This window comes from Dactylosporangium sp. NPDC050588 (assembly GCF_040654975.1).
Lineage (GTDB): Bacteria > Actinomycetota > Actinomycetes > Mycobacteriales > Micromonosporaceae > Dactylosporangium > Dactylosporangium maewongense.
Genome location: NZ_JBFAJA010000110.1, coordinates 1 through 24,643, shown reverse-complemented (window position 1 = coordinate 24,643; position 24,643 = coordinate 1). Strand labels below are relative to the sequence as shown.

Here is a 24,643-nt window from a genome sequence, read left to right as displayed (position 1 = left end):
GTTCCCTTCGTCAGGCTGGTCGTTGGCTGGCGTAGACGGCGCGGGTGAGCACCGTGTCGAGGTCGTTCGTGAGGGTCAGGAGCTGGTGCCTGGCAACGAGTTCCGTGCCAGCGAGGGCAACGGTGAGGCGGACCTCGGCGTGTTCGCGGCCGTCGCGAGCACGAATCCGCGTCAGGACCACGCGGCCGAGGCCGGGGTGTTCCAGGGCGATCGGCCGAGCGCGGTGCTCGCCGAGTCCGCAGAGGTGCCCGCGTGCACACCAGTCCGGATGCCGGTCGCGGCTCATCGGGTGCCGTTCCGGTGTTCGCTGCGGAGGTACTCGTAGATGCGGCGGCCGATGCGGACGCGGCGGCCGGTGCCGTCGCAGCGGGGGCAGAGTCGGAACATGCGGCGGAAGAGCGGGTTGCGGAGTTTGCCGGTGCCTTTGCAGCGGCGGCAGTTGCCGAACGGGAACGCGGCGCAGGCCAGGATGTACAACGTTGCGTAACCGGCGAGTGCGAGGGTGGCTAGCAGGGCGAGGGAGTCCACGAGACGCCTCCATGGGGCGGTTTGAGGGCGTGAGGGGTCGGCGCTGCTAGGAACTAGCGCGCTGATCAGGTTTTGTTTGGGGTGCTAGTGGGGGTGCTAGGTCTAGCAGCGCCGGCTGCTAGACCTAGCGGCATTTCAGGCGGCTTGATCCCCTCGCCGCCGGTTACGCTCAGCGACCGCATCGGCGACCGCGGACCGTTCCACGCCGCGCCGGTTGGCGCTCTTGCCGGTGTCCGGGTCGGTGCCCCACACCTGCGTCGTGCTGATGCCGTACGGCTTCATTGCCGCGCCGAGTTGCTCCCGCGTGAGGTCGCCATACAGCTCGGGCCGCAGCCCGGCGAGCCTTGCGACGAGGGTCTCCATCCATACCTTGGGTTCGTCGGCGCGGATTACGGCGAGGGTGTCCTCCAGCAGCGTTTCCCGCCGGACTGTTGGCGTGGTCTCGGCCGGTCGGTCGGTGAGCGTTCCGGCTGCCTGTCGAGCGGCGACAGCGCGGGCGACGAGCTTTTCGACGGTGGGGCCGTCGAGGTAGAACGTCCGCACGATCTGGGCTTCGTCGGCCGCGCCGACGAGGTAGCCGACGCCCTTGTCCTTCTTGGTGAACATGGTTGCGCGCAGCCCGTTGCGGTAGCTGGACGTGCCGAGGACCATGTCGTTCTCTAGTTGGCCCATGACTCGCAGGCAGTACCGCGTGCCGACGTTCGCCGACACCCCGGTCGGCAGGCTCCGGGCGTCCGGTCGTTGGGTGGCGAGGATGAGGATGATGCCGAGCGCTCGGGCGAGTTTGATGATCTTCTCGGCAAGTTCGCCGGCTTCCTTGCCGAATTCGGCGTGGGCGAACAGGTCTTGGCACTCGTCGAATACCGCGACCAGCCAGTGCAGGTCCTTGATCCGCCGCGCCAGTTCGGGCGTGACTTTGTTGTCCGGGCAGACGTCCTTCGGCAGTCGCTTGATGATCGCCGCGCGGCGCTGGCACTCCGCGCGCAGCTCCCGCAACGCGATGAGGCCGGCTTCGGCGGTGTCGTCGTCCATCCCGGACGCGTACCGGGTGCAGACCTTCGCGAGGGGGTCGAGGCCGCCGGTGCCCTTGAAGTCGTACCCCCACACCTCGGCGTGCGGGTCGAGTGCGGCGACCAGCATCGGCAGTTGCACCGCGGCCGTCTTGCCGTAGCCGGGAATCGAGCCGATCAGGACGTTGGTGTACGGCAGCTCCATGTGCACCAGCCGGCCGCGCGGGTCGGTGCCGAACGGGAACGGCTTCGCCACATCCACCGTGGACGCCTTCAGCAGCGGCCAGGACGGTTGACGCGATGCGGCCATCGGCTCGTCACCGACCCACAGCACCAGCCGCGACGGGCTCACGTCTGCGTTGCCCTCGGGCCAGACGCAGCCGAGCGGGCGGCCGAGACCGGACGCGAGCTTGTCTCGTCGGTCCATGACTTCGCCCACGGTGACGCCGGGCGGCAGGTCGACGTCGGCTCGCCAGCCGGGGCCGTCGCGGGTGATCGGCGCCGGGAACCCGATCGCCTTCGGGTGCTTGGCGATGGCCTGGTTGATCCCGGCGACGCCGAGGACGGACAGCGCCCGGACCACGACATCGGAGGTGAGCGCCGCGACGCGTGGCCGGACCACGGCGGTGTCGAGCAGCGGCCGATCGGCCGGCGCGCCGACCGCGCCGAACACTGCCACCGCGACTGTGAGTGCCGCCCACCGCCACCAGTGCGGGCCGACCGCGAGGGTCACGGCGCCGGTAACCAGCGCGGCGAACAGGAACAGGGCCACGATCCCCCGCCACCGCACGCGCCGGTCCCGTTGCCGGGACAGCTTGAGGTATGCCTCGGCGTCTTCAGTGCGGACGGTGGCCTGTCGGACGGCTTCGCCTTCCAGGTCGAACAGCCACCGGAAGAACCCGCCGATCACCTTGAACAGTCCGCGCGGCGCGCGGAGGACGAGCTTGCCGGCGTACTTCGGCAGACGGACCGCGTGGTAGGCCAGGACGTGACCGACGTAGCCGGTGAACCAGCGCAGCGTGTACGCCAGTTCCGCGCCGGACCGCAGCCAAGCCGGCAGCACCGGCCGACGCTCGCCACGACGGATCGTCGCGCCGAGGCGCGGACCTTGTTGCGCCTTCGCCGAGTCGACCAGGACCGGTGCGTCGTGCTCGTCGCCCTGGTCCTCACCGAGCGGAAGCTGTATGACGTCTGCGAGTTCTTCTTCGTGTCGTTGCCAGTCGATCGGGGGGTGTTGGGGGTCTTCGCTGTGCATGATGAGGCTTCCTCCATGTGAGGGGCCGGAGCGCGGCCGCAGGTTCCTAGGCCAAGGGGCCGCGCTCCGGGCAGAGCTACAGGTGACGACTCGTTGCGTGGATCGCTGTTCGCGTGCAGCCGCTGGCGGTCATGCGGCGTGGAGGGTCGGCGCGGTGGGTGTCGACACGCTGTCGACAGCCTGTCGACGGTGCCGCTTCACGGTCGCCTCACTCAGCCCCAGCCGCGCTGCGATCGTCGCGTCACTCGCCCGAGGGCTCCGGGCGACCGCCGAGGCGACCCGCGCGGCGGCGGACGGCTGACGCTTCGGCGCCGACTTCCGCACCGCCTGGACAGGTGCGGGTGGCGCCGGCTCGGCGACCAGCTCTGGCGCAACTTCCGGCGCCGGCTGGATCTGCGGGACCGGTTCGACCTCGACGATCGGCGTCCGCTCAACGCGCGGCGCCGGCTCCACGGCGGTACGCCGTGCGCCGGTCGCGAGCAGCGCGCCGGTCGCCATCACCATCAGCCCGTCAACGGCGAGCGGCCCGATGGCGGCGGTCAGGTCGTCTTCGCCGTAGAAGGTGAGCAGCCCGGACAGGTGCCGGTACGACACCAGCGCCGCGACCGCCGCGACCGGCAGCAGTCCGAGGAACCGCAGCGCGGCCCATCGCTTGCCGGTCGGCCACGACGTCCGGGCGAGGATCTCGATCGCCACGAACAGGGCGACGGGCCAGAAGATCGCGCCGACCACGGCGCCGGCCTGCGGTGTCCAGTTTGCTGACAGGCCGTTGGGCGGCACGTACGAGTGGGCGACGTTCGCGGCGATCGACACGGCGCCGCCGAGGAACGCTCCCGCATAGGCCCAGACACGGCCCTTGAAGAAGGTGCTCATACCGCCACCGCCGTCGGGGCGTCGTTCGCGGCGCGGAACTTGCGCAGCTCACGCAGCACGTGAGCCTGCGCGCGGCGGAGGCGGTGCCAGTCCAGGTCGCTGGTGCCGGTCGCGTCCCGCATGCACAGGATCTCCGCGTCAAGGAGCGCCATCTCGGCCTCGATCAGCGGCCACTCCCGCTCAATCTCGGCGAGGTCTGTCGGTGTTGGTTCGTCGTCGAATGGACGGATTCGCACGGCAAACTCCTGCCTCAAATTTGGCAACTGGCTTGAGCCAGTTACTGGCTTGAGCCAGTTTGAGACATCAATGCGACGAACGTCAAGCGACTGGCTTGAGCCAGTTGCGGTAGGCTCCCATCGGCGGGAGGAACAACCCAGACCTCCCACACGGGGAAGAGACACAGACAGGCAGGCTCCCCATGACCGACCCCGACAAGCGACTCCCCAGCCGCCGCATAGCCGACGACCTGCGCGCCTCGATCGAGAGCGGCGAGCTGGCGTCTGGCGCCAAACTCCCGTCCGAACGCGACCTCGCCGCCCGCTACGGCACCGCCCGCAACACCGCCCGCGAAGCAATCAGCATCCTGCAGACCGAGGGCCTGGTCGTGGCGCAGCACGGACGGGGCGTGTTCGTGCGCCCACGTACGCCGCTGATGCGGCTCGGTTCCAACCGGTACTCACGCCGGCTGCGCGGTGAAACGGGGCTGTCACCGTTCCGGATCGAGGTCACCAAGCAGGGCCGCACACCGAAGACGGAGTGCCGCTCAGTTGAGCCGGCGCCAGCGCCAGCCGATGTCGCCGATCGGCTGGGGCTTGAGGGCGGCGAGCCGGTCATTCGGCGGGAGAACTGGTACTTCGCCGACGACGAACCGGTCCAGGTCGGCGTCACGTACATCCCGCTCGGCGTGGCCGGCGACTCGCCACTCGCCACCGCGAAGGTGCTCGGCAAGGGCAGCATCTACGCCCGCTTCGAAGACGTCGGGTACGTCATCACCCGCATCCGCGAAGAGATCTCCGCCCGGATGCCCAGCCCGGACGAGGTGACCGGCCTCGCGATGCCGCCCGGCGTCCCAGTGATCGAGGTCCTGCACACCAGCTTCGACGCCGACCGCCAGCCGTTCGAGGTCACCAGGTTCGTCATGCGAGGCGACCTCAACGGCCTGGACTACAACATGCCCATCGAAGACTGAGAGGACCTCTCCGTGCGCCGCAGCAGCATGCTCCGCCTCGCCGGCCTCGCCCTACTCTGGGGCTCCGGGTTCCTCTGGATCAAACTCTCCCTCCGAGGCTTCACCCCGGTCCAGATCGTGCTGGTACGCCTCACGCTCGGCGCCCTGGTCCTCGCCCCGATCGCCCTCGCCCGCGGCATGCGCTTCCCAACCGACAAACGGATCTGGGGGCACCTCTTCGTTGCCGCCTTGGTCGCCAACTCGATCCCGTACACCCTCTTCGGCATCGGCGAGAAGACCGTCGGCTCCAACGTCGCCGGCGTCATCAACGCCACCACACCCCTGTGGACCGTGCTCGTCGCGTTCCTCGCCGGCACCGACCGGAAGGTCTCCGCGTGGCGCGGCGTCGGCCTGGCGCTCGGCTTCGCCGGAACGGTCCTGATCTTCAGCCCCTGGAAGTCGGCGAACGAAATCGCGAGCTGGGGCGGCCTGGCGACCCTCGCAGCGTCGGCGAGCTACGGCATCTCGTACGTCTACATGGGCAAGCACCTCACCAACCGAGGCATCCCCTCGATCATGCTGTCCGCGTCGCAGCTCGCGGCCGGCGCAATGCTCATGCTGCTGGCGATGCCGTTCGGAGGACTGGTCGCCCCGCACTGGCGCTGGGATGCCGTCGCGTCGCTGGTCATCCTCGGCGTCCTGGGGACCGGCGTCGCGTACGTACTGAACTACCGCCTCATCGCCGACGAGGGACCGACCATCGCCTCAACCACGAACTACCTCCTGCCCGTCGTCGCCGTCGTGCTCGGCGCCCTGGTCGTCAACGAACCCGTCACCGTGTCCATGGTCGCCGGAATGCTGATCGTCCTCGGCGGCGTCTTCCTCGTGCAGCGCACCGCCTCCACCCGGAACCCCGAACCGGAACCGAAACCGGTCGCCGTCAGCGACTGACACCCCGCCGGATGGTGCCGATGGCCTCATTCGCGCAACAGCTCCAGACGCTGCGGCACGCCCGCCGCCTGTCGCTACGTGCGTTCGCCGCCCAGGTCAACTACTCACACACCTACCTCTGGGAACTGGAAACCGGCCGCAAGCAACCCTCACCGCTCGTCGCCGGCCACCTCGACAAGGCACTCGGCGCAGACGGATCACTGTCAGCGCTGGTGCCCGCCTCGGCACCGGATGCACCGCTCGGCGGCTACAGACGCCAGGTCGAAGCACTGGCCCGCACCGCGCCGGCCGGCGTGATGGCACAACTCGCGACCTGGCTATACGACACGTACGTCCGAGGCCGGCCGCCGCTGATGCGGCTCGGCGTCGAGCGGTACTCCCGCCGACTGCGTGACGAGACCGGCCTATCGCCGTTCCGGATCGAAGTCAGCAGACAAGGCCGCACACCGACCACCGAATGCCGCTCGATCACCCATGTGCCGGCGCCAGCCGACGTCGCCCGGCGCCTCGGCCTGCCCACCGGAACTACGGTCATTCGCCGGGAGATCTGGTACGCAGCCGACGACGAGCCGGTGCAGCTCGCGCACACGTACATCCCGCTCGACGTGGCCGGCGGCTCGGTGCTCGCAACGGCGGCAAGCCTGGGAACTGGCGCGCTCTACGGCCGTCTTGAGGAACTGGGCCATCACCTCGCCCACGTGCAGGAACAGGTGACCACTCGCCTGCCAACGACGGAGGAGGCCGCAGTCCTCAAGGCGCCAGGCGGCGTTCCTGTGCTTGACGTCCTGCACACCAGCCTCAGCAGCGACGGCCGCCCATTCGAGGTCACCCGGTTCGTGATCCGCGCCGACGTCGCGACCCTCGACTACGAACTCGCCGTAGACGACTGAACGTCAGCCAGTCCACGGCTGACGCCAGACATCTACCCAGGTCCCTGACCCGCTGGGCAAGCTGACGAAGCACCGGAAGAGAACGCACCGCAATCGCACGCGCTCACCGGGCAGCCAAGGAGCACGTCGACTGGCCTCGACCGCTCCAACCTGTGCGGCGCCGGCCACACGACCACTCAGGCCGGCGCCGCACCAACTCCAGCAGCGGGAGGAACACATGCTCGACCAAGACTGGCACCCGCACACGTCTCGGTGGCACTGGCGACGCTGGCGACCAGGCCGTCACTGCGGCGCATGCCGCCAAAGCTGGCCGTGCAGCGCAGAACGGTTGAAGCGCGCCACCATCCGCGACATCCGCGCCGGGCGCCTCGCATGACAACTACAGCACCCGGTGCGGCGAACGCACTGCCCGACCTCGACCTCCGCCAGCTGCACGCCGCGATCGAAGACCACGCCGACCCACACGGCACCGACGCAATCGAAGACGTCCACCTTGTCCTCGGCGACGCCACCAACACACTGACGCTCCATCTGGGCGACGGCTCCAACCCACGAGAGGCCATCCGAGGCGCCCTACGACTCGCCTCGCTCGCCGGCCAGTACGCCGTCAAGCTCGCTCAACGCCTCGAATACCTCCAAGAGGCTGAGCACCGCAAGACGTGGGGTGATGAGGCGTGAGGGACATCGAGCACCCCATCTGGTGTGAGCCAACTCGATGCAGCGTTGGCAGTGACCGAGTGCAGCTAAAGGGCATGCATCGCTCAGTCGTCCTCACCACCCAATACGACCGCCACTCAGGTAACGAAGCCCGCGTGCACCTCTGGTCCTACGACGGCATCTACGTCTACATGCAGCTGGAGTTCCCTGGCAGCCTGCACGACGGTCTCGAACTTACGCTGGAGCAGGGCGAAGAGTTCGGCACCGCACTGCTGGACCTGTCAAAGCTCGGAGGCCGTCGGAGGTGAGCGTCCTGTCGTCGACAGCCCGCCCGGGCGATGCCCGGTTCGCGATCGTCGAAGTCCCAACCTGATCCGTGTCGGCCTGGACCACGCCGTTGGCTGACATCGCGAACCAGGCAGCGGTAGAGAACATCGCCGCGGTGGAAAAGGCCCTGCGAGCGACAGGACAGGCGATGCGAGGAGTGATTTTTCTTGCACCGCAACGTTACGTCGTCAAGCCGACATAGAATATTTCAGGTCATTTGTCCGAAACGAACGCGTGGAAAGTGTCGTACCCCCATGCGATGGTATGGGTGACCCGGACGAGGGAGGTACGTCGTGACACCTACCCAGCACCGAGTGCGCCACGCCACACCGCCGCAGCCGAACGCATGCCGCTGGTGCGGCGTTCCTGAGCACGAACACGGGCAACGTTGGGCCCCATCCAAGCGCTGGCATGTCTGGGAAGTCCCAACTCCGGCCCAGCGCCGCGCTCGGATGATCTCGCGTCGAGCGCTACGCGTCCAAGGCGGCTAGCTTCTCCAGTTCCAGGAAGGCATCACGAAGCTCTGCGGGAACTTCAGCCGCGTTCCTTAGGCTGCGCGCCATTTCGTACATCATCGTCGTTTTGGACCCTGGACCGACGTCGCTCCCAGTCTTAAACAGATCCAGTAGCTGGGTGCTGAACTTCTTGTCCCGCAGGGCAGCGATCTCGGCTGGATCCCAGGCTTTGGAGTCGGACCGGGGCCAAACCGAGTTGGCAACAGCACACCACTGGTCGTCAGTAAAAATTGACTCAAGCTCTTTGTCTGGATTTCCCAACAGTCGCACATGTTGTACGACATTGAGACCTTCCTTGGCCAGGTTCTCATCCCTGAAAAGCTTGTTGGTGCTGCGGCTATCCGCGTCGACAATAAGCATGACCTGACGGTTCGACCTCGCCAGATATCCGATGAACTTCAGCGCACCTTCGTTATTGTTGCAACCCACAATGACAATTCCGGCCGCATGGATAGGGCGACCCGTGCTGAGTCGGAACAAAAGCGGGAAGGACTGTTGCTCCGTAGCACCTTCAACCCCCACGAAGCAGCGTTCGTGAAGCAGGACGGTGTTGCGAAGACCAAGTGCCGCCGCAATATCCGCTAGATACCGATGATTTTCGGCATCATCGAGATCAGAGAGGAGTGACTCCGTGCGAGTGCGATCCTCGTCTAGAGTCAGATGCACGATATCTTCGATCGCCGCACCGTCAATCAGGTTCATCGAATGAGTGGCGATCACCATTGACACGCCGGCCACCTCACACTGCTCGCGAATCAGTCTCATGACTCGCCGCTGCTGATAGTAGTCAAGGTGCGTGTCTGGCTCGTCGTAAACCAAAACGACGTGGCTGATCTCCTCCTCAGTTTGACTTTCCGCTTCCTGCCGGAGAAGGTCGCTATTCCACTCCCAGATGGCCAGACTGATTCGGCGCGCACGGCCGGCGCCGACCGCGTTAAGACTGACCGGCTCTCCGTCCGTTCGGGCGAGCATCAGTCTCGTGGATCGAAGCCCTGAGGTGAATGAGACGGTGGGCTCCACGTCGACCAGCACTAGGTCTGAGCACCGCTGCTTGACGTGTTCTACTAACCCCTGTGCATCCTCTCGGACACGCTTTTCCAGCTCCGTCTCAAGGAAGCTGACGGTCTGCTTGAGGTCGTCGTCCTCCAGATGTGCCTTGTACCGATTTCTCAGAACAGACAGGACCACCTGTTCTGCCGACTCGGCGTCTCCGAAGCGCAGAAATCGAGGTAGACCAGCCTTAACCGCGCTTGACGCGATCGACCATGCCTCCACCTCTGGCTGCATAGCCGCGAATTTCCGAAGCGGCTCAGTCCAGCTCGCCTTGGCGCGCGCATCACCCATCGGAGAAATCGCAAGCCTTTCGGCAATCGCCTTCAGTTGCGGAACCGATTTTGAATCTAGATTCCGCAGATCTTCGTCTTCGGGCACTGCATTCAGAACCTCAAGTTTCGCGCCACCATCACCGTCGCGAATCCGGCGGATTTTAACAACAGCCGGCAGGCCGAACTCCGATTGCTCCTTAGCTGACAAGACAAACTCGCCCTCGACGGACGTGGTGTCGATTCGCTCCCTGCTGCTTTCTTGCGCAGATACCTCTTCTGATTTGGCAGGCGTCACGAAGGTACGGTCTTCGTCAATCAGCGTGTAGGCGCCGAGCAGAAAAGCGAGAGCGTCGAGGGTTGCCGACTTACCACTGTCGTTGTGCCCGGTCAAGATCGTCGGACGCCTGATCGGGATCGGACCGACCGCCTCCAGGCTACGGAACCCAGCGATCGTCATCGACACTATCTGCATCAAGCCCTCCCACGCCACGACCCGCCCGCTCTACCGACGAGTAGGCGCAGCAAGCATCCACGATCGGCGAACACTTGGTCTAGCACACCATCCTGACGGACGACGAATCGCCACGCCGCAAGGTTCCACGCCCGCACGTATGGGTGACATGCCGCGATCCGTGACGCGGCATGATACTTCGACCCGCCACCAATTTACCGACAGCGGCTGGAGTCACGTAAGGCGCTAGATCCGTAACGTGCGGTTATTGCGACGCCGATCGATAAGTGAGTTTGTTTAACAATTCGCGAGTCCCTTTGTCGTGGGAGTAGCTTCGTTTGCTGGCACCGACAGGCACCGACCTTCCCGCATCAGTCACGGAGGACTGCAGGGTGGATCTTCAAGAGCTGGATGAGACAACCCGGACGATCATGCTTACCGAGTTCAAGCGAGACGTCGAACAGGGACGGCTCTACCTCGGGCAACGCCTTAACGCCAGAGGGCAACGGCGCTGGCCAGATGTGCTTGAGGCAGCGCTCCACGACGGCCATCCGGAGACCCTTGCCGATTCGATCCGTGCCGAGGGACTGCTCGTTGAGCGCGAGACGGTCCATCGTGCGGGCAAGCCGGTCGAAGCAAAAGTTCCCTTCACTGCGGCAGATACGTTGGCCGAAGGCGAATTTCTTCGCTTTTACATCAGAGCGATCTGCGTACGGGCGGTCGAGTCGATGGTGAAGGTCCAGGTCTACCGAGCGAAAGAAGTCCGGGCTTCGCGAGCCGAGTCCACGCTGAAGATTGGGCAGTTGATCGATCCTGCACTGCTCCTGGAGGATCTCCGGACAAACATTGGCAAAGAAACAATGTTCGGCCTGCCGTCCGGCCCCAACTCGGGTCTCTGCGTGCGGCTGAGCTGACCCCAGCGCCCTCGAAAGTCGTCTCAGTTGTCGTCTCATTCACCAGCGTCCGCCGGCGGCCGCAGTCGTCTGTCGCGACCCGGTTGCGCAGCTCACGACCGGTGCAGGTCACGCCCGAACGCAGGTGGGCAGGCCTCGAAAGCGTGTGAAGGTGCAAGCCTTCCCGGGGTTCGAATCCCCGCGCCACCGCAGTCAGGCCAGGTCAGCGCCCGGTCGTCCGCACGGACGAGCCGGGCGTCTTGCCGTTCAAGGTCGCTAGCCCCAGTTGTCGTCTCAGTTCGTCGCCATCGGAACGCCCACTGCTCCTCCGCTGTATCGCGGCGCACAGCTTCTCCAGGTGCTCTGGCTCCAACCGGTCGAGTCGGTGCGCGCCGAGACCGGGGATGAGGTGCCGGTTGACCGCGACCCGGTAGCCGGCAATCGTGAGACGCTCGGCGGCTTCTTCGATCGTCAGGACTCCGCGCTTGTCGGTGCGCACCTTGGTCTCCTGTTGACGTTGTGCAGTTGCAGTGGCTGCTCTGAAGGGCGGTTGAGCGGCAAGGGTGGGCGCGCCTTTCGGGTTCGATCCGGCTCGGGGTGAGGGTCGATCAGGCGGTTGGTGGGCCTCGGGTCGAGGCGCTCCGCCGCGCCGCACAACCGCGTAATCCGCAGAAAGGCTCGGCGGACCGGGTTTTGTGCGGATTCTGCGGAAGACCTCGGGGCAGGCCGGCGAGTCTTGCGACGAGGGTCTCCATCCACACCTTCGGGTTCGTCGGCGCGGTTCACGCGAGGGTGTCCTCCTGGATCGCCTCCCGCCGAACCGTCGTCGTGGCCTCGGTCGGTTGGCTGGTCAGCGTTTCCTGCGGCTTGCCGTGCGGCGTGCGCGGGCGGCGAGCTTCTCGACGGTGAGCCGTCGAGGTAGAACGTGCGCACGATCTGCGCTTCGTCGGTCGCGCCGACCAGGTAGCCGAAGCCCTTGTCCTTCTTGGCGAACACCGTCGCGCGGATGCCGTTGCGGTAGCTGGACGCGCCGAGCACCACGTCGTTCTCCACCTGGTCCATGACCCGCAGGCGGTGCCGTATCCCACGTTCGCCGAGACACCGGTCGGCAGGCTCTTCACGTTCGGGAGGCTGGATCGCGAGCAGCAGGCCACCACGCCGAGCGCGCTGGTGCGTCGTTGCCTGGGCGTCAGGGCTGCTGGTGTGTCGGCGCTGCTGGGTTGTCAGCGTTGCTGGTGGAAGAACGTCTGGAGCAGGGTCGCGGACTCTGCCGCCAGTACACCTGCCAACACCTCAGGACGGTGGGTCTGCCGGCGGTCGCGCAGGACGTCCCACAGGGAGCCCACGGCGCCGGTCTTGGGCTCCCACGCGCCGAAGACCACGGTGCCGACCCTGGCGAGCACGAGGGCGCCGGCGCACATCGTGCACGGCTCGACGGTGACCACCAGGGTGCAGTCCTCCAGCCGCCAGGCGCCGAGGCGCACGGCGGCGCGGCGCAGCGCCAGGAGCTCGGCGTGCGCGGTCGGGTCGCCGGTGGCCTCCCGCTCGTTGTGGGCGGCGCCGAGCTCCGTGCCGTCGGGGCCGAGGACGACGGCCCCGATCGGCACGTCGGCGCCGGCCGACGCGGCGACCGCCAGGGCCCGCCGCATCGCCGGCTCCCAGCGCTGGTGCAACGCCTCAGGCCTCGCGCAGCTCTTCGATCTCGTCGCCGGCACCGATCGCCTGGCAGATCTCCGCGGTCAGGTCGGCCGGGAGCATGCCCTCCTGGGCGCACAGCTCCAGCAGCCGCCCACCGGGCAGCCCAAGGTCGGCGAGGAGCTCGGGATCGCCGACCGGCTCGATGTCGGGCTCGGCCGACGGCCGCTCCTCGTCCTCGTCCTCGTCGGTGTCGACCTCCTCGTCGACGATCTCCGGCAGCTGCTCCTCGATGTCGCCGAGGAGGATGGCGCCGAGGCGCGACTCGGCGGCGAAGACGGAGTCGGAGCCGAAGATCCGCAGATCCTCGCCGTCGTCGAGGCGCAGGATCACCAGATACGCGTCGTCGGACTCGACGAACAGCAGTGACACTGTCGCGTCCGGGTCGGTGTCGCGTAGGCGTTCGGTGACCTCCTCGACGTCGGCGACGCCACTGAGGTCGAGCTCGGCCGCGGCCCAGCTCTTGGAGCCGCGTGTGACAGCGGCAGCGAAGTGCGACACGGTCCCCCCGGTCGGTGTTCGTCGTTACCCGAGAACACTATTCGAGCAGATCGGCGGTTGGCGCAGGGCTAGTCGGCGAGTCGTCGGCGAGTCGCGATGAGCTCGCGGATCCGGTCGGCGCGGAGACGGCGTGGATGGAGCCGCTCGCGAAGCGCTTTCGCGTCCGCGAGCTCGACCAGCAGCGCGAGCCGCCGACGACGCCGCTCAGGATCGAGCCGCTGCAGCCTCAAAGCCATGTTGCTGAGAGTGATCCTCGCCGCAATCCACGTCAAGCCCACGCGGGAAAGTCCTTGTGCCAGCTACCGAACGTGTTCGGCCGACGCTTTTCAGCGGTGCTCGCGCCTCACCACAGGACCCAGTCGCCGCCGGCGAGCCGGTATGCCACGACGATGCCGGCGATCGCCACGGCGATGCCGCTGGAGACCGCCACGCCCACGGCGACGCCCCGGTCGCCGAACCTCGCAAGGATGAACGACGCGGCCCAGGCGAGCACCCCGGCGATGATCGTCAGCCAGATATACCCGCGGGCGCCCGTGGCGAGCAGGCCGAACAGCAGCATCCAGGCGGCTCCCGCGGCGGCGCCGGCGGTGACCATCGGGCTGCGGACCGGCAGCGGCTCACGGTACGTGGGCCGGGGCGGTCCCTGGGAGACCACGAACGGCGGCGGTCGCAGCACGCCCTGCCAGGCGCCGTAGGACGCGGCGGGGGTGAGCGGGCGGGTGGCGCTCAGGCGTGGCGGCGGGCCGACGACCGGCGGACCGCCGGCGCTCAGGCGCGGCGGGGGGCCGATGACGGGTGGCCCGCTGGCGCCCGGCCACGGCCGGCCTGCCGTGAGGCTCGGCGCCCCGTGCGGGGGCGGCGGGACGGGATGGGAACTGCTGGGCAACCCCGGCATGACCGGCTTGGGGCCGCCGGGCAGCCCCGGCGCGACCGGTTGAGGGCTGCCGGGCAGCCCCGGCGCGACCGGCTGGGGGTTGTCGGGCAACGCCGGTGCCGGGCTCGCGGGGCGCGACGCGTCCGGCGAACTCCACGGCGACTCGTTCACTGCCACGAAAAAGAGCTTAGCCCGGCCGTCCCAGAGGGACGACCGGGCTGCGCAGCGACCTACCGATGTCTGGTCCCGAATTTCTAGTTGAACAGGGCGATCCGCTTCTGCGTCACGCCGCCGATGGTGGTGAACTCGCCGCCGGCGACGACCTGGCCGAGCGCCTGGTTGGCGGCCATGGCCCGCACCCCGGCGACGCCGTTGCCCTGCGGCGCCCAGTCGAGCAGCTTGCCGCGGTCGTCGATCGCGGCGAGTTTCACCCGCGACACCGACCCGTCGGTGCACGCGCCCTGCGAGCCGTTGTTGTTCGTGGTGCATGCCTTGTCGTAGTGCCCGCCGACGTACGCGACGCCGTCGAGCACCGTGACCGCCTGGACGTCGCCGTCGAAGACCCGGGTCCACCGGGCCTTGCCGGCGGTGGTGTAGGCGACCGCACGTCCGCCCTGCCCACCGATGCCCGCGTAGACGCCGTCCGGGCCGACCGCCACCGCCAGCACGATGGCCGACGGGCGCGGCATGAAGGTCTTGTCCAGCTTGCCGTCCACCGAGTCGACCGCGGTGAGCCGCAAGGCGTTGCTGACCCCGTTGGTCTTGTGGAAGGAGCCGCCGAGGTACACCCGGCTGCTCGTCACGGCGAGCGCCTCCACCTTGTCGTCGGTGGTCGGCGCCCAGTCCGCGTCGAGCGCGCCCGTCGCGAGGCTGAACGCGGCGAGGTTGGTCCGCTTCGCCGTGTCGATCGTGCTGAACTTGCCGCCGACGTACAGGCGGCCGCTGCCCACCCCGAGGGTGACCGGCGAGCCGGACACCTCGTGGCTGAATGTGGTCACCGCGCCGGTGGTCGCGTCGAGCCCGGCGAGCGAGTCCCGCTTGACCCCCGCGACCTTCGAAAAGTCACCGGCCGCATACACAGAGTTACCGTCGACCGCGAGTGCCCGGACCGTGTTGTCGGCGACGGGGGCCCAGTCCAGCAGCGCGCCGGTGCGGGTGTTGATCGCCGCGAGCCGGCTCCGCGCGATGCTCTTGCCATTGACGATCGCCTTGCTGAACGATCCACCGACGTAGACGGTCCCGCCGTCGGAGGAGTAGGCCACGGCCCAGACGGCGCCGTCGAACGACGGCGACAGCAGCGGTGTCTTCTCGACCACCGCGGCGTGCGCCTGGCCGCCGCCGGAGAGCCCGTAGACCGCCGTGGCGGCGGCCGCCACGAGTGCGGTCCTCACGAATTGCCGGAAAAGTCGCATGTGAGCACGCTAACGGGTTGTAACCGCCCAAATAGGACTGAATCGACTCCTTAAGGCTGTTCGGTGGTTGTCCCGAGCCGAACGGGTGATCGGCAGGTGTGCGAGAGTTCCGCAGTGCGTGATGCGACGTTGAACGTGGCGGTGATCGGGCTCGGACTGATCGGCGGATCGGTCCTGCGTGCCCTCGCGGCGCGTGGGCACCATGCCACCGGCTACGACGCCGACCCCGCCACCAGGGCGACCGCCCGCACCGCCGCGGCTCAGGCGCCCGCCGACGCCCGCTGGCATGTCACCGCCACGGTCGCCGACGCCGTCCGCGACGCCGATCTCGCGGTCGTCGCCGTGCCGCTCCCGGCCGTCGGGAGTGTCTTCGACGAGCTGGCGTCGCTGGCGTACGTCGGCGTCGTCACCGACGTCACCTCCGTCAAGGGCCCCGTCCGCGACCTCGCCCTCGACCGGCTCCGCACCGGCGGGCAGGCGCTCGCCACGTTCATCGGCGGGCACCCCATGGCCGGCCGCGAGACCTCCGGCTTCACCGCCGCGGACCCGCGCCTCTTCGACGGCTGCGCCTGGGTGCTGTGCCTGGAGGAGGACGGCGCCGGCCTGCGGGACTGGATCGAGCTCGCCGCGCTCGTCACCGGGCTCGGCGCCCGGGTCGTCCCGGCCACCGCCGAGGAGCACGACCGCGCGGTCGCGACGATCTCCCATGTACCGCACCTCGTCGCCGCCGCCGTTGCCGCCCGGATCGCCGCCGACCCCCTGGCGGGCACGCTCGGCGCGGGCTCGTTCCGCGACGGCACCCGGGTCGCCGCCGCCCGCCCCGAGCTGACTGCGGCCATGTGCGGCGGCAACGCGGAGGCGGTCCTGGACGCCCTCGACGCGGTGCTCGCCGACCTGGCCGCCGCGCGGGCCGCCCTCGACGGCGCGGACCCGATCACGACCCTGGTGCCGTGGCTGACGCCCGGCCACGCGGCCCGGCAGGCGTGGCCGCCCACGCCGGGCGAGACCGCCGACCTCCCGGCCCGGGCCGACGTCCTGCTGCGACTGGGACGGGTCGGCGGCTGGGTCTCCGCCGTCGCCGACGACGGCAAGACCGTGCGTGCCGTCCGTCCGGCTATGTGATTGTGCTCTCATTCGCCGTCGTTCTCTGGTACGTCTTGCTGTAACCGTCCGTACACGGCTGGTTGCGTGACAGCCACCCGTGGTACGTCAATCTGCGATATAGCTGGTTGAAGCCTGGCGATCTGTGAGGCACCTCATCCATACTGGTTGGGCGGATGGACGGCCAGAGTCTCCGGTGGGGGCCGGAATTGTGATCGACAGCCGACTCTGACTACGCGGGGTGATTCACATGCGGATGGGGACCCGTCGAATACCTCGCAGCACGGACGACCGCGATGACTTGCCCGACAGGGAGGGGGAGCAATGTCAACGACGGTGTATTACCGAAGTACCGACCTGATGATCACTGAGGAGATCTTCGCCCTCTGGTCGCCGAAGCCGCAGGTGTACGTGCTGGACGAGGTGCAGGGGGTGCACGTCGTCCGCGGTTCGATTCACCCGGCCCGGATCGTTCTCATGGTGCTCGGGGGTCTTGCCGTCCTCGCGGTGCTCGTCGCCTGGCCGCTGATCGATTCGGCCGGCGAGTTTCTGTTCGCGTTCGCCGCGATCGTCGCGCCGCCGATGGTCGGCTCGACGTCACGGGCGCTCACCCCCCGGACGCTGCACCTGGTGGGTCACCACCTGGGCGTGCCGGTCACGTTGTTCAGCTCCTCCGACATGCTCGTGTTCGGTCAGGTCAAGCGAGCCTTGATGCGCGCGTTCGAGGCCCGTTCCCGCAGCATGGACCGGCGCGATCTGGCCGGCTATGACGAGGCCTTCCGGAGGCTCAACCAGACCCTCTAGTGGCCTGGACGATCGTGCCGCCTGCGATTTGCAAAACGCAGGCGGCACGATCGTTGCCTTTTGGCCCCGGTTTGCACATGAATGAGGCATTCACACATGCCAAACTCATGCAAATCGACGAAATCTCGGTGGCGCCGCTTGTGACCGTCCGTATCCTGGAGGGCAGGTCCAAAGGGAGGAGGACCCTGTGGCCGACGGTGTAAACGGGTTGACCTGGCGGAAGAGCCGGTCCTGCGCAAGTGCCGCCTGCGTCGAGGTGGCGCGGGCCGAGGACCGCTTTCTGGTCCGCGATTCGAAGAATCCTGAAGGCCCTCGCCTGGGATTCGGCGCCGACGATTGGGCATCGTTCATCGGGGCGGTGCGTGAGGGGCGAATCGAATGAGCCGGTGAGGTTGGGCGCTGCGGCGTCTTGAACGTTCGTCGCACTCAACCTCACCATTCGTTATGTCAAACGGACGTCGTGAGCGCGCCGGTCTTGATGCCGGTGATGAAAGCGCCCCACTCCGCCCGGTCAAAGGTCAGCACCGAGCCTTCGGCATTCTTCGAATCGCGGACGAAGAATGAGCTCGAGTGTTCTGCGACCTCGACGCATGCCGAGCTGGCACACGCCTGGCTTTTGCGCCACACAAGTGGCGCCACAGTAGGCTGCACTATACTTCTTTCCTCTCGGAAAAGGAGTCGACACCTCAGGCTTGAGGTGCCCTATCCCGCAGGTTCGCGTCCTGGGGAGTTATGAATGGCGAGGAGTTCGTGGGCGCGACTCTCGATCATTTCCTTGCTGTGGGTCTCGTCATACGACGCGTGCCAGATCTTGTCCCATTGGACAAGATGCCGCTGCAGACTGACGGCGTCGTCGATGATTTCGTCCCGGGTGGCGTTCTCTCGGTAGAGAACCGCATGGTCGAGATCCTCGGAACCAAGATAGAACAGATCCCAGTTCCCGATAGCGATATTGAAGACAGTAAATGGTGCGACGCGTATCGTCAGCCAGCCCTCGTTGATGACGTCGAGCACGGCGGACAACTGGCGGCCCAGCACTTCCGGAAGGCCGAGGGTCCGGCGAAGCACTGACTCGTCGAGCAGCAGATGGACGGCGGGTCGACCTCTTCGCTGCTCAAGGACCTGTCGACGCTGGGTCCGCGTCTCGATGCGCGCCGCGATCTCGTCTTGTGTGAGGTCGTCGACGAAGAACTCAAGTAGAACACGCGCGAATTCCGGGGTCTGCAGGAACCCCGGAAAATACGCGGAGTAGAAGAGCCTCATGGAGCTGGCTTCGGCCTCGTAGCTGAACCACTGCTTCATCGCCGGAGTCAGCATTCCGGCGTAGCGCTTGTGGTCCCACCACTGCTGCCGCTGCTTTGATGCCTTGGCGGCCTGCACGAGCTCGTCGACCCGTGCTTTGTCGCGAATTCCGAGGTGGCTCAGCAGGGGGCGCAGGTCATTCTGTGAAATGGTGACCTCGCCGCTTTCGATGCGCATCACCTTGGACAGCGACCATTCCATGGCCTCGGCTACCTGTGACTGAGTGAGCCCCTTCGCCGTCCGCGCGTCCTTGATAGCCAAGCGGACGGCGCGGCGGGCCACGGCGGGAGTGTCACCCGGTGCCATGTCCAGCCCCTCCAAGGGACGTATGCCTACCAGCGACATTGCAGGTAGGGAGCCACTTCGTGACGCTACGCGCAGACGGTTGGGCGGATGTGGTGAATGCCAAAATACAGGCTATACCGCGCACCGACCTCTGGGGAGGTCGCCTGCGGGTGGGTCGCACCGTCCACCGCCCCGGGGATGGTAACGACAGGCCATCCACCAGGTAGCGATATTGCAAGTTGCACTTCTGCATCATCTTGATGAACCCAAGATGCCGCGCGCGAGTCCGTTGGCTCGCGCGCGGTCGTTTGGGGCCTAACTACGTGCTGCTTTGCTCTGCTCCAGGGCGCGGATGAGTGCGCGGCGGACCTGTCCAAAGGTCCGCGAGTCGGTGGTGATGAAGAGCCGGACGTCGTTTGCCCCGTAACCCGCGCGAATCTCCAGCTGCGGGCGTAGTGAGGGCGATCCGTGCCGGACGATGTAGGCATCTCTGAGGTCCCTGATCCGGAAGCGGACAGGGCGTGGGCGGAGGACCGAAAAATGGTCGCTTGTGACCAGGATGTCCGGACTCCGGTAGAAGGTGCGCATCTCCCTTTCCCTCTCGGTCTTGCGGAGGGGTGCAGGATGCGCAAGGATTGCTGTGGGTATCACCGCTGACCCTCCGCGTAGTCGTAGAGGTGGAAGCGATCACAAACAGCACCCGGTGGCCGCCGGGTGCTGTTGTGTTTTCTCGCCCCCTAGCCGGCTGGCCATGCACTCATGGTCGCATGTGGTGTCACAGGGCGCCAGGTCCCAACCAGCTATATGGCAGATTGAGCGTGAAGACTGCCTGTCGCGCGGGTGTCGGCTCTTCGGATGGTCCGCCGTTCGGGTGGGTCCTGTTCCGTCCTCGAGCGTCCTCGGATGAGCCTGGGCGCCTCTCGGTGGGCTCCCGGGGTGACTCCGGGGTGAGTCCCGAACGCCTCCGGGCGGGGCCTGAACGCCTCCGGGTGGGTCCTGAACGACGAACGCCGGGCCGCCCTGGTGGGGCGTCCCGGCGTTTTGCCTGGTCAGACCGGCGGAGGATACGAGATTCGAACTCGTGAGGGTTTTATCCCAACACGCTTTCCAAGCGTGCGCCCTAGGCCTCTAGGCGAATCCTCCGTGCGCCAGGATACCCATGCCTCACGGGCTCCGCGCTACGGGGTATTGTGTTCCTCAAGCCACTCGTGCGGCGTCATCTTACGAACCTCCCCAGGGCCGGAAGGCAGCAAGGATAAGTGAGCTCTGACGGGTGCACGGGTGGCGCCTTCATGTCCGGGCCCCGGTCGGTCGCGGCGCAGCTTTTTGTCGGTGCCTGGGGGTACCGTGGTGCCGGCCCGATTGAGCGAGGCGAACGGAGGGACCGCTGGTGGCGCTCGCGCTCTACCGCAAGTACCGGCCTCGCACGTTCGCCGAGGTGATCGGGCAGGAGCACGTCACCGAGCCGCTGTCGCAGGCGCTGCGTTCGGGGCGGCTCAACCATGCCTACCTGTTCTCCGGCCCTCGTGGCTGCGGCAAGACCAGCAGCGCCCGCATCCTCGCCCGCTCGCTCAACTGCGAGAAGGGTCCGACGCCCGACCCGTGCGGCGAGTGCGACTCGTGCCGCGCGCTCGCGCCCGACGGCGCCGGCTCGATCGACGTCATCGAGATCGACGCCGCCAGCCACGGTGGTGTCGACGACGCGCGCGACCTGCGGGAGCGGGCCTTCTTCGCGCCGGTCTCCAGCAGGTTCAAGGTCTATGTCATCGACGAGGCCCACATGGTCTCGTCCGCCGGCTTCAACGCGCTGCTCAAGCTCGTCGAGGAGCCGCCGGAGTATGTGAAGTTCGTCTTCGCGACCACCGAGCCCGAGAAGGTGCTGGGGACGATCAAGTCCCGCACCCACCACTACCCCTTCCGGCTGATTCCGCCGGGGGTGCTCCGGCCCTACCTGGAGCAGCTGACCGCATCCGAGGGCGTCAAGGTCGAGCCCGCCGTCTTCCCGCTGGTGGTCCGCGCCGGCGCGGGCAGCGCCCGTGACTCGCTGTCGGTCCTCGACCAGCTGATCTCCGGCGCCGGCCCCGACGGCGTCACCTACCAGCGGGCCGTCTCGCTGCTCGGCGTCACCGACGTCGCCCTCATCGACGAGATGTGCGACTCGCTGGCCGCCGACGACGGCCGTGGTGCCTATGGCGTGATCGACCGGGTCGTCGAGGCCGGCCACGACCCGCGGCGCTTCGCCTCCGACCTCCTCGAGCGGCTCCGCGACCTCATCGTCCTGCAGCAGGTGCCCGACGCCGTGGCCAAGGGGCTGCTCGACGCGCCGCACGACCAGCTGGAGCGGATGGGCGCCCAGGCGACCCAGCTGGGACAGGCGACGCTGTCGCGGTTCGCCGACATCGTCCACGACGGGCTGACCGAGATGCGCGGCACCACCGCCCCGCGGCTGCTGCTGGAGCTGATCACCGCCCGCATGCTGCTGCCCGGCGCCGACGACTCCAGCAGCGCGCTGCTGCAGCGGCTGGAGCGCATGGAGCGCCGCCTGCTCGCCGGCGGCGCCCCGGTGCCCGGTCCAACGGCGGCGCCTGCATACGCGCCCGCTCCGGGGCCTGGCCCTGCCGCCGCGGCGGGTTACGCACCCGCGGCGGGTGCTCCCGCCGGGTCCGGTCCTGCTTCCGCGGCCGGTTACGCTCCCGCTCAGGCGGAGGGTCGCCCCTCCGCGGCCGATCACGGCTCCGCGCCGGCGGCTGGTGCCGCCCCCGCGGCGGCCGGTCACGCGCCGGCGCCGGTTGCCCACGCTTCCGAGCAGGTCGCTGCCGGGGCGGCACAGCAGTCGGCGGGTGGTGGGGCTCCGGTCGCGTTTGAGCCTGCGGCCCATCCGACCGCGCCCCCGGCACCTCCCGCCGCGCCTCCTGTGCCGCCGCAGCCGGCCTCGCAGGGCGTCGGAGCGCTCGACGCGGGCGCGGTCCGGCGGGTGTGGACCGACGTGCTGTCCCTGGTGAGCGGGAAGTCGAAGAAGGCCGCCGCGATCGTCCGCGAGGCCACGGTGCAGGACGTCGAAGGCACCACGCTCGTGCTCGGGTTCAAGCACACGGCCCACGCCAACATGCTCAACGCCTCACCCGACGTCCTCATCGCCGCGCTGAGCGAGCTGCTCGGCGGCAGGTGGCAGGTCAGGTGCGAGGTCGGCGGCCAGCCCGGCGGCGGTGGCGGCGGCACCCGTCCCACCCCACCCCGCCCGACGCCGTCCGGCCCCGGCGGCGCCCCTCCGGGTGGCCAAGCGCCCGGCGGCGCACCGGGGCACGGCGGGCCGTCGGGCGGCGGTTCCGGCGGTGCGGCAGTCCCGCAGCAGGCCGCGGAGGCTTGGCCGACGCCCGCCCGCCCCGCGGGCGACCCGGTCCCCGTCGACGCGCACGCGGGTGGCCCCTCCGGGCACTCCGCTCAGGGTGGCCCGTCAGGCGGCTTCACCCCTGCGAGTGGTCCGTCAGGGGCGTTCGTTCATGGGGGTGGTCCGTCAGGGGTGCTCGGCTCTCCGGGTGGTCCGTCCCAGGCGGGCGACGGCTGGCCCACTCCGGCGGCCGTGCCCGGCGCCGGCGGCTCCCACGGGACCCACGCCACGACGACTGTCCAGGCTTCCCACGCAGGTCACGGGGGCGGCCACCCGGCACAGGCCGGCGGGGCGGCGCATGGTGGTGCGTCTGGTCCTCAGGACGGTGGGCAGGCGGGTTGGCCGACGCCCGCGGTTCCTGGTGGGGCCGCGCAGCCGGACGGCTGGCCGGCGACGGCTGTGCCTGGTGGAGTGGTTCGCACACCGTCGGGTGGGGCGCTGGCAGATCCGCGCGGCCTGTCCGGCGGGTCGGCGGGCGGCGACCAGATGCACGTCAGCGGCGGCGGCCAGGGCGGCGGTTGGCCCGCGATCGCCACGCCAGGTGGTGCGGCCCAGGGGGGTCAGGGGCAGGCGAGCGAGTGGCCCGCGGCGGCCACGCCCGGGGGCTCCGCGGCGGCTGGATCGGCGCAGGTGGCGACCAGGCAGCCCGGCGCAGGGCAGGCGGCGGGTGCGTCGCCGAACGGTGGTGGCCCGTCCGGGACAGCCAGCGGTCAAGGGGCCAACGGCGCGCGCACCCAAGGGGGCTCCCGCCAGCAGAACGGCGCACGGCCGCGGAGCGCCATCGAGCAGGCGCGCGAGGCGGCGAGCAGGGCGGCGAACGCACCACGACGGGCGGCCTCGGCGCCGGTGGCCGAGTCGGCGTGGGAGGGTGCGGGGGCCGACGAGCCGCCGTACGACCCGGAGTACGACAGGCCGGTCGCCGATCCGCGGTTTCCCGGGCTGGACCCGGGGGATGAGCTGCTCGACGATGCGAGCTCCGTCCGCGAGTCGAGCGAAGAAGCCGCGTTACGGCTGCTCAGCGAGGCGCTCGGGGCGGAGAAGATCGGCGAGACCACGAGCTGAGCCGGCGGGCGGGGGCTTCGAGTGAGACCGGCCGGCCCGCAGGACGACACGACCGAGGGTCACCGGCCGGGTGGCAGGACAGGCACGGCGGCGGCCCGGCAGGGCGGCACGGCAGCGCGGCACGGCGCGGCGCGGCGGCCGAGGGTCACCCGCCGGATGGCAGGACGGCGCGGTGGCCGAGAATCACCGGCCGAGCGGCACGGCAGGATGGTGCGGCGGCCGAGGGTCACCCGCCGGGCGGCAGGACAGGCGCGGCGGCCGAGGTATACCGGCCGGGCGTGCCAGGGTAAGACCAGCTGAGCATTGACCGAATATCGAAGAGGAGCAGATCGTGCGCCCCGGTGGACAGCCCAACCTGCAGCAGATGATGAAGCAGGCGCAGAAGATGCAGCAGCAGATGGTCGCCGCGCAGGCCGAGCTGGCCGAGGCCGAGCTGACCGGCACGGCCGGCGGCGGTCTCGTCACGGCGGTCGTGCGCGGGTCCGGGGAGGTCGTCAGCATCAAGATCGACCCGAAGGCGGTCGACCCGGAGGACGTGGAGACGCTCGAGGACCTCGTGGTCGCGGCGCTGCACAACGCCGCGCAGGCCGCGAAGGATCTGACGGAGCAGAAAATGGGACCGCTGACCGCGGGCCTCGGCGGGTTGGGTGGCGGCCTCGGGCTGCCCGGATTCTAACCGCCGCAGATGTACGAAGGTGCCATCCAGGACCTGATCGACGAGCTGGGCAGGCTGCCCGGCGTCGGTCCGAAGAGCGCGCAGCGGATCGCGTTTCACGTGCTGTCGTCCGACCCGTCGGACGTGAAGCGGCTCGCCCAGGCGCTGACGCGGGTGAAGGAGCTCGTGCGCTTCTGCACCCGCTGCTTCAACGTCGCGGAGTCGGACCTGTGCCGGATCTGCCGCGACCCGCGCCGCAGCGACGAGGTGTTCTGCGTCGTGGAAGAGCCGAAAGATGTCGTGGCGATCGAGCGCACCGGCGAGTTCAGGGGCAGGTATCACGTGCTCGGCGGGGCGATCAACCCGCTCGAGGGCGTGGGGCCGGACAACCTGAAGGTCCGCGAGCTGATGATGCGGCTGGCGGACGGCACCTGCAAGGAGCTGATCCTGGCGACCGACCCCAACACCGAGGGTGAGGCCACCGCGACGTACCTGGCGCTGCTGGTGAAGCCGATGGGTCTCACCGTGACCCGGCTCGCCAGCGGCCTGCCGGTCGGCGGCGACCTCGAGTACGCGGACGAGATCACGCTCGGCCGCGCGTTCGAGGGACGGCGGGCGGTCTAGCCCCAACGCCGTTCAGTTAGGTGGTTCGGTGGTTCGTCAAGGGCGTGTCTGAGACGTGAAGCAGCGGAGCTCCGGTATAGAGGGTGGTCACTCTAAG

General features: G+C 68.4%; 27 protein-coding genes, 2 tRNA genes and 1 other RNA gene. 14 read left to right on the top strand and 16 right to left on the bottom strand.

Annotated features, from left to right (window positions below):
• Window positions 1-10: 10 nt before the first annotated feature.
• The 5 genes from AB0I21_RS49745 to AB0I21_RS49725 all read right to left on the bottom strand — a co-directional run bounded on the left by AB0I21_RS49745 (window position 11) and on the right by AB0I21_RS49725 (window position 3,896).
• Window positions 11-286: a hypothetical protein gene (locus tag AB0I21_RS49745; protein ID WP_360571856.1), complete on the bottom strand. Its 276-nt coding sequence runs from the start codon at window positions 284-286 to the stop codon at window positions 11-13.
• Window positions 283-528, bottom strand: a complete 246-nt coding sequence (locus tag AB0I21_RS49740; protein ID WP_360571854.1) for a hypothetical protein — start codon at window positions 526-528, stop codon at window positions 283-285. Before AB0I21_RS49740 ends, AB0I21_RS49745 begins: the two co-directional genes overlap by 4 nt.
• Window positions 529-663: 135 nt before the next feature.
• The gene (locus AB0I21_RS49735) at window positions 664-2,601 is read right to left on the bottom strand and encodes a cell division protein FtsK (RefSeq protein ID WP_360571852.1); all 1,938 of its coding nucleotides are present in this window, start codon (window positions 2,599-2,601) and stop codon (window positions 664-666) included.
• Between the two features lie 321 nt (window positions 2,602-2,922).
• Window positions 2,923-3,666 (bottom strand): hypothetical protein, encoded by a 744-nt coding sequence (locus AB0I21_RS49730; protein WP_360571850.1) that lies wholly within the window; start codon window positions 3,664-3,666, stop codon window positions 2,923-2,925.
• Entirely contained in the window at window positions 3,663-3,896 is a 234-nt protein-coding gene (locus tag AB0I21_RS49725) for a DUF6284 family protein (protein WP_360571882.1), read from the bottom strand. The genes AB0I21_RS49730 and AB0I21_RS49725 overlap by 4 nt, the downstream gene beginning before the upstream one ends.
• A gap of 188 nt (window positions 3,897-4,084) precedes the next feature.
• Between AB0I21_RS49725 and AB0I21_RS49720 the strand changes: the two genes are divergently transcribed.
• From AB0I21_RS49720 to AB0I21_RS49700, 5 genes are all read left to right on the top strand, one after another.
• On the top strand, window positions 4,085-4,855 hold the full coding sequence (locus tag AB0I21_RS49720) for a GntR family transcriptional regulator (RefSeq protein ID WP_360571848.1): 771 nt from the start codon (window positions 4,085-4,087) through the stop codon (window positions 4,853-4,855).
• Window positions 4,856-4,867: 12 nt separating this feature from the next.
• The gene (locus AB0I21_RS49715; RefSeq protein WP_360571846.1) at window positions 4,868-5,785 is read left to right on the top strand and encodes a DMT family transporter; all 918 of its coding nucleotides are present in this window, start codon (window positions 4,868-4,870) and stop codon (window positions 5,783-5,785) included.
• Between the two features lie 11 nt (window positions 5,786-5,796).
• Window positions 5,797-6,675 (top strand): UTRA domain-containing protein, encoded by an 879-nt coding sequence (locus AB0I21_RS49710; protein ID WP_360571844.1) that lies wholly within the window; start codon window positions 5,797-5,799, stop codon window positions 6,673-6,675.
• A gap of 372 nt (window positions 6,676-7,047) precedes the next feature.
• Window positions 7,048-7,353 (top strand): hypothetical protein, encoded by a 306-nt coding sequence (locus AB0I21_RS49705; RefSeq protein ID WP_360571842.1) that lies wholly within the window; start codon window positions 7,048-7,050, stop codon window positions 7,351-7,353.
• Window positions 7,350-7,640 carry a hypothetical protein gene (locus AB0I21_RS49700; RefSeq protein ID WP_360571840.1) on the top strand — a complete coding sequence of 97 codons (291 nt, stop codon included), beginning with the start codon at window positions 7,350-7,352 and terminating at the stop codon, window positions 7,638-7,640. Before AB0I21_RS49705 ends, AB0I21_RS49700 begins: the two co-directional genes overlap by 4 nt.
• A gap of 489 nt (window positions 7,641-8,129) precedes the next feature.
• Here AB0I21_RS49700 and AB0I21_RS49695 read toward each other — a convergent pair whose 3' ends face one another.
• A complete protein-coding gene (locus AB0I21_RS49695) occupies window positions 8,130-9,956 on the bottom strand; it encodes a TOPRIM nucleotidyl transferase/hydrolase domain-containing protein (protein ID WP_360571839.1) in 1,827 nt (608 codons plus the stop codon).
• 386 nt (window positions 9,957-10,342) lie between these two features.
• Here AB0I21_RS49695 and AB0I21_RS49690 point away from each other — a divergent pair, with 386 nt between their 5' ends.
• On the top strand, window positions 10,343-10,864 hold the full coding sequence (locus AB0I21_RS49690) for a hypothetical protein (protein ID WP_360571837.1): 522 nt from the start codon (window positions 10,343-10,345) through the stop codon (window positions 10,862-10,864).
• 81 nt (window positions 10,865-10,945) lie between these two features.
• Window positions 10,946-11,053: transfer RNA gene (locus AB0I21_RS49685), tRNA-Ser, on the top strand.
• 13 nt (window positions 11,054-11,066) lie between these two features.
• Here the strand turns inward: AB0I21_RS49685 and AB0I21_RS49680 are convergent.
• From AB0I21_RS49680 to AB0I21_RS49650, 7 genes are all read right to left on the bottom strand, one after another.
• Complete coding sequence (locus AB0I21_RS49680; protein ID WP_360571884.1) at window positions 11,067-11,342, bottom strand: hypothetical protein; 276 nt, start codon at window positions 11,340-11,342, stop codon at window positions 11,067-11,069.
• A complete protein-coding gene (locus AB0I21_RS49675) occupies window positions 11,315-11,905 on the bottom strand; it encodes a hypothetical protein (protein ID WP_360571835.1) in 591 nt (196 codons plus the stop codon). Before AB0I21_RS49675 ends, AB0I21_RS49680 begins: the two co-directional genes overlap by 28 nt.
• A gap of 161 nt (window positions 11,906-12,066) precedes the next feature.
• Window positions 12,067-12,492, bottom strand: coding sequence for a nucleoside deaminase (locus tag AB0I21_RS49670; protein WP_354889755.1), 426 nt, complete (start codon window positions 12,490-12,492; stop codon window positions 12,067-12,069).
• A 28-nt stretch (window positions 12,493-12,520) separates the two neighbouring features.
• The gene (locus AB0I21_RS49665; RefSeq protein WP_360571834.1) at window positions 12,521-13,039 is read right to left on the bottom strand and encodes a tRNA adenosine deaminase-associated protein; all 519 of its coding nucleotides are present in this window, start codon (window positions 13,037-13,039) and stop codon (window positions 12,521-12,523) included.
• 68 nt (window positions 13,040-13,107) lie between these two features.
• The gene (locus tag AB0I21_RS49660) at window positions 13,108-13,317 is read right to left on the bottom strand and encodes a hypothetical protein (RefSeq protein WP_360571832.1); all 210 of its coding nucleotides are present in this window, start codon (window positions 13,315-13,317) and stop codon (window positions 13,108-13,110) included.
• Between the two features lie 65 nt (window positions 13,318-13,382).
• Entirely contained in the window at window positions 13,383-14,090 is a 708-nt protein-coding gene (locus AB0I21_RS49655) for a hypothetical protein (RefSeq protein WP_360571830.1), read from the bottom strand.
• A gap of 77 nt (window positions 14,091-14,167) precedes the next feature.
• Complete coding sequence (locus tag AB0I21_RS49650) at window positions 14,168-15,304, bottom strand: hypothetical protein (RefSeq protein WP_360571828.1); 1,137 nt, start codon at window positions 15,302-15,304, stop codon at window positions 14,168-14,170.
• A 135-nt stretch (window positions 15,305-15,439) separates the two neighbouring features.
• Between AB0I21_RS49650 and AB0I21_RS49645 the strand changes: the two genes are divergently transcribed.
• The 3 genes from AB0I21_RS49645 (at window position 15,440) to AB0I21_RS49635 (ending at window position 17,612) form a co-directional block, all read left to right on the top strand.
• A complete protein-coding gene (locus AB0I21_RS49645) occupies window positions 15,440-16,447 on the top strand; it encodes a prephenate dehydrogenase/arogenate dehydrogenase family protein (protein ID WP_360571826.1) in 1,008 nt (335 codons plus the stop codon).
• 303 nt (window positions 16,448-16,750) lie between these two features.
• The gene (locus tag AB0I21_RS49640) at window positions 16,751-17,230 is read left to right on the top strand and encodes a DUF6232 family protein (protein ID WP_360571824.1); all 480 of its coding nucleotides are present in this window, start codon (window positions 16,751-16,753) and stop codon (window positions 17,228-17,230) included.
• A 187-nt stretch (window positions 17,231-17,417) separates the two neighbouring features.
• Window positions 17,418-17,612, top strand: coding sequence for a DUF397 domain-containing protein (locus AB0I21_RS49635; protein WP_344501306.1), 195 nt, complete (start codon window positions 17,418-17,420; stop codon window positions 17,610-17,612).
• 65 nt (window positions 17,613-17,677) lie between these two features.
• Here the strand turns inward: AB0I21_RS49635 and AB0I21_RS49630 are convergent, their stop codons facing one another.
• From AB0I21_RS49630 to AB0I21_RS49620, 3 genes are all read right to left on the bottom strand, one after another.
• The gene (locus AB0I21_RS49630; protein ID WP_360571822.1) at window positions 17,678-17,869 is read right to left on the bottom strand and encodes a DUF397 domain-containing protein; all 192 of its coding nucleotides are present in this window, start codon (window positions 17,867-17,869) and stop codon (window positions 17,678-17,680) included.
• A 63-nt stretch (window positions 17,870-17,932) separates the two neighbouring features.
• The gene (locus AB0I21_RS49625; protein ID WP_360571820.1) at window positions 17,933-18,853 is read right to left on the bottom strand and encodes a helix-turn-helix transcriptional regulator; all 921 of its coding nucleotides are present in this window, start codon (window positions 18,851-18,853) and stop codon (window positions 17,933-17,935) included.
• 1,022 nt (window positions 18,854-19,875) lie between these two features.
• Window positions 19,876-19,960, bottom strand: a tRNA-Ser gene (locus AB0I21_RS49620).
• Window positions 19,961-20,015: 55 nt separating this feature from the next.
• Between AB0I21_RS49620 and ffs the strand changes: the two genes are divergently transcribed.
• The 4 genes from ffs to recR all read left to right on the top strand — a co-directional run bounded on the left by ffs (window position 20,016) and on the right by recR (window position 24,546).
• An RNA gene (ffs, locus tag AB0I21_RS49615) (signal recognition particle sRNA small type) lies at window positions 20,016-20,109 on the top strand.
• 98 nt (window positions 20,110-20,207) lie between these two features.
• Window positions 20,208-23,267 carry a DNA polymerase III subunit gamma and tau gene (locus AB0I21_RS49610; protein ID WP_360571818.1) on the top strand — a complete coding sequence of 1,020 codons (3,060 nt, stop codon included), beginning with the start codon at window positions 20,208-20,210 and terminating at the stop codon, window positions 23,265-23,267.
• A gap of 355 nt (window positions 23,268-23,622) precedes the next feature.
• Complete coding sequence (locus tag AB0I21_RS49605) at window positions 23,623-23,943, top strand: YbaB/EbfC family nucleoid-associated protein (RefSeq protein WP_344501458.1); 321 nt, start codon at window positions 23,623-23,625, stop codon at window positions 23,941-23,943.
• A 9-nt stretch (window positions 23,944-23,952) separates the two neighbouring features.
• Window positions 23,953-24,546, top strand: a complete 594-nt coding sequence (gene recR / locus AB0I21_RS49600) for a recombination mediator RecR (RefSeq protein WP_344501310.1) — start codon at window positions 23,953-23,955, stop codon at window positions 24,544-24,546.
• The last annotated feature ends 97 nt before the right edge of the window (window positions 24,547-24,643 follow it).